Source organism: Actinomycetota bacterium, from assembly GCA_018830725.1.
GTDB lineage: Bacteria > Actinomycetota > Humimicrobiia > JAHJRV01 > JAHJRV01 > JAHJRV01.
Genome location: JAHJRV010000106.1, coordinates 1 through 3,736, shown reverse-complemented (window position 1 = coordinate 3,736; position 3,736 = coordinate 1). Strand labels below are relative to the sequence as shown.

Annotated in this window: 3 protein-coding genes; all 3 read left to right on the top strand. The window is 30.3% G+C overall.

The genetic code is table 11. The annotated features are described in order from the left end of the window. The coding region (locus KKC53_05460; GenBank protein MBU2598600.1) for a DeoR family transcriptional regulator at positions 1 to 436 on the top strand (436 nt) is incomplete at its 5' end. 559 nt (positions 437 to 995) lie between these two features. After that, positions 996 to 2,507 (top strand): ABC transporter ATP-binding protein, encoded by a 1,512-nt coding sequence (locus KKC53_05455; GenBank protein ID MBU2598599.1) that lies wholly within the window; start codon positions 996 to 998, stop codon positions 2,505 to 2,507. After that, entirely contained in the window at positions 2,504 to 3,568 is a 1,065-nt protein-coding gene (locus KKC53_05450; GenBank protein MBU2598598.1) for an ABC transporter permease, read from the top strand. The genes KKC53_05455 and KKC53_05450 overlap by 4 nt, the downstream gene beginning before the upstream one ends. The last annotated feature ends 168 nt before the right edge of the window (positions 3,569 to 3,736 follow it).

Genomic DNA, 3,736 nt, shown 5'->3' with positions numbered 1-3,736 from the left:
TGAATTAATTAATAATAGGTTAGAAAGAAAGATGAATAAAATTAAAAAGCGTGATTCAATTTTAAGAAACTCTTTAATTGGAAACTGTTTCTTTTTGATAAAATACATTGAGCAGTGGGGAACAGGAATAAACAGAATGATTAAAGAATGCTTAAGTTATGATTTACCAGAACCATTATTTGAAGAAATAGCTGGGAATCTCGTTGTCACATTCAGGAAGTATAAAATTACAGAGGAAATTTTAAAGGAACTAAAAGAACAGGAAAAACTTATTGTAAATTACATTTTAAGTCATAAAAGAATTTCAAGAAAGGAATGTACAGATCTGCTTAAAGTTTCACCAGCTACAGCGTTTAGATACTTTAAATCATTAGAAAATAAAGGAATTATAAAAAGAGAAGGTAAAGGGAAAAATATTTATTATATGTTGAAATGAATGAAACGAATATGAAACGAATATGAAACGAATACACTAAGAAACAAAACTTTATGAAAAATTGATAGAAATAAGGGAATTAGAATCAGAAGTTGGTGGATCACAAATAGAACCATTAAAAAAATAAATAATTGAAACTTTATAAATTGCTTTATATGAAATAGAGGAAGAAAAGAGAATTTTTTAATGTGTAATTATATTTCTTAAATCATTGAGCAAATCAGCAATTTCAGAAAATCTAAAACCATTCTTAACAACATCAACAAAATTTTCTAAATAAAATTTGAAACCATCTTTTCCTTTTTAAGAAAAATATTTTCATAAATTGTTTCAATAATGTTTTTACAATAACAAAATGTTAAGATTATTACTAAAATAAAATGTTAAACTTTTACTATTATATTAAAAAACTTAGATGATAAAAAATCAGTCAAATTATTGACAAAATCGATTTATTGTATACAAAGTTACTGAATTAGTAACATTATTGATATAATTTCGAAAATCATGGTTAAATGTTCCATATAAAGAACTAACAGCTAAGGTTTAATAAATGTTAATGAATATGGCAAAACAAGAAGTAAGGATGGTCAATATTGTTAAAAACTTTCCAGGAGTGTTAGCAAATGACCATATCAATTTTGAGGTTAAAAAAGGTGAAATTCACGCACTATTGGGAGAAAATGGTGCAGGTAAAACAACTTTAATGAACATATTGTATGGATTATATCAACCAGATGAAGGAGAGATATTCATAGGCAGGGAAAAAGTTAGTTTAACATCTCCACGAGAAGCTATAAACTTAGGGATAGGTATGGTTCATCAGCATTTTATGTTAGTGCCTACTCTATCAGTTACTGAAAATGTGATAATTGGACTCAAGGAATTAGGTTTTCTACTGGATTTAGACAAAGTAGAAAAAGAAATAGAAAAAATATCTGAAAGATATGGATTAAAGGTTGATCCAAGAGCAAAAATATGGCAACTTTCTGTAGGGGAACAGCAAAGAGTTGAGATAATAAAGATGCTTTATAGGGATGCGAAAATAATGATTTTGGATGAACCAACCTCTGTATTAACACCTCAGGAATCTGAGAACCTTTTTGAAATTTTAAAAAAGATGGCTGATGAGGGCAAAACCATCGTATTTATTACTCATAAATTGGGTGAAGTGATGTCTGTATCAAGTAAAGTAACGGTTCTTAGAAAGGGGAAGGTTGTTTCTACTTTACCTACAAATCAAACGAGCAAAAAAGAACTTGCGAAGATGATGGTAGGTAGGGAAGTTCTTTTTAGATTGGAAAAAAAGTCAATTGAAAAAGGAGAAATTGTTTTAGAAACTAAGAATATAAAAGCATTAAGTGATAAGGGAATTCTGGCATTAAAGGGAGTTTCATTTAATGTTTGTAAGGGTGAAATTTTGGGTATTGCAGGAGTTGCAGGGAATGGTCAAAGAGAATTAGCAGAGGTAATAACTGGTCTTAGAAAGGTAGTTGAAGGAAAAATATTTATAAATAATAATAATGTTACAAACTTAAATCCAAATCAGATCATCAGTGAAGGTGTAAGTCATATTCCAGAAGATAAAATAAAGATGGGCCTTGTACCAAATCTAAATCTTGCTGACAATCTCATACTTAAAAATTATAATAAAACCCCCTTTTCTAATAGATTTTTTATAAATGAATCTTATGTGAATTCTCACACTGATAAATTGATAGAAGAATTTGATATAGATACTCCTGATAGATACATTCCAGTTAAGCTTCTTTCAGGTGGAAATCTACAAAAATTGCTGCTTGCAAGAGAAATTTCTGAAAAACCAAACCTTATAGTTGCAGTTCATCCTACAAGAGGACTCGACATAGGGGCAACTGAATTTATTCAAAATTTAATCTTAAAACAGAGGGAAGAAGGGGCAGCTATTTTATTGATATCGGAGGATTTGGAAGAAATATTTTCTTTAAGTGACAGAATTGCAGTAATTTATGAGGGTGAAATAAGGGGTATAGTTAAATCAGATGAAGCAAAATTGGAGAATATAGGTTTAATGATGGCAGGGGCAAAATGAAATACTCAATAAGAATTGAGGAAAGGTTATATCCTTCTAAAATAGCTTCATATTTAAATATATTTTTATCAATAATATTTGCTCTTATTTTTGGAGCAATTATTATTTTAATTGCAGGAGCAAATCCCATAAAGTCATATCAAGCAATATTTATGGGAGCTTTTGGGAGTAGATACAGTTTATCTGAAACATTGGTAAAGGCTATTCCTCTAATGTTATGTGGAATTGGAGTTGCAATAGCATTTAAGATGATTCTATGGAATATAGGAGCAGAAGGTCAACTCCATATTGGTGCATTTACAGCATCCTGGGTAGCATTAACTTTTCCACATCTTCCTATATATATCCTTCTTCCACTAATGATATTAGCTGGTTTTATTGGGGGAGCTTTTTGGGCATTAATTCCAGCGATTTTAAAGGCTGCTTTAAAAGTCAATGAGATAATAACAACGCTTTTAATGAACTATATAGCCATACTTTGGGTTTATTATTTTGTCTATGGTCCTTGGAGAGATCCCAAAGGTTATGGATTTCCTCTTTCCGCACCATTTTCTGCATCAGCTCAATTACCAAGATTTGGAAATAGTAGAGTGCATCTTGGCTTAGTATTTGGAATATTAGCTGCGATTATCTTGTTTTTTGTCTTAAAAAGAACTAAATGGGGATATGAAATTAAGGTGATTGGCGAGAATCCAGAAGCAGCAAAATATGCTGGTATAAACATATTTAAAAACATAATAATAGTAATGATTATTAGCGGAGGATTAGCAGGATTAGCAGGTATGTGTGAAGTTTCAGGAATTACAAGACGTCTTCAGCCTGCTATATCACCAGGATATGGATATACTGCAATAATAATAGCCTGGCTTTCTAAGTTAAACCCATGGGTAATAATTTTAGTTTCATTTCTATTTGGGGGATTATTGGTGGGAGGAGATCAAATACAGATGACTATGGGTCTTCCATTAGCTATTGCACATATAATTCAGGGTGCGATACTTTTTTTCATTTTAGGTGGAGAAATATTAAACAAATACAAAGTAAGATTGGTTAAAAAATAAAAAATTAACTTTTTTAATAATATTTTTAAGTTTAGCTTAGGGATTGAATATGGAAAAAGAGATATTGATAGTAGCAATTTTGGCTGCAGCTATAAAAGCTGGAACATCAATACTATATGCAACTTTAGGTGAAATTTTTACTGAGAGGTCAGGTGTATTAAATCTTGG

Coding starts and splice junctions, on each gene's coding strand:
- KKC53_05450 (MBU2598598.1), top strand. CDS start 2,504: ATGAAATACTCAATAAGAATTGAGGAAAGGTTATATCCTTCTAAAATA.
- KKC53_05455 (MBU2598599.1), top strand. CDS start 996: ATGAATATGGCAAAACAAGAAGTAAGGATGGTCAATATTGTTAAAAAC.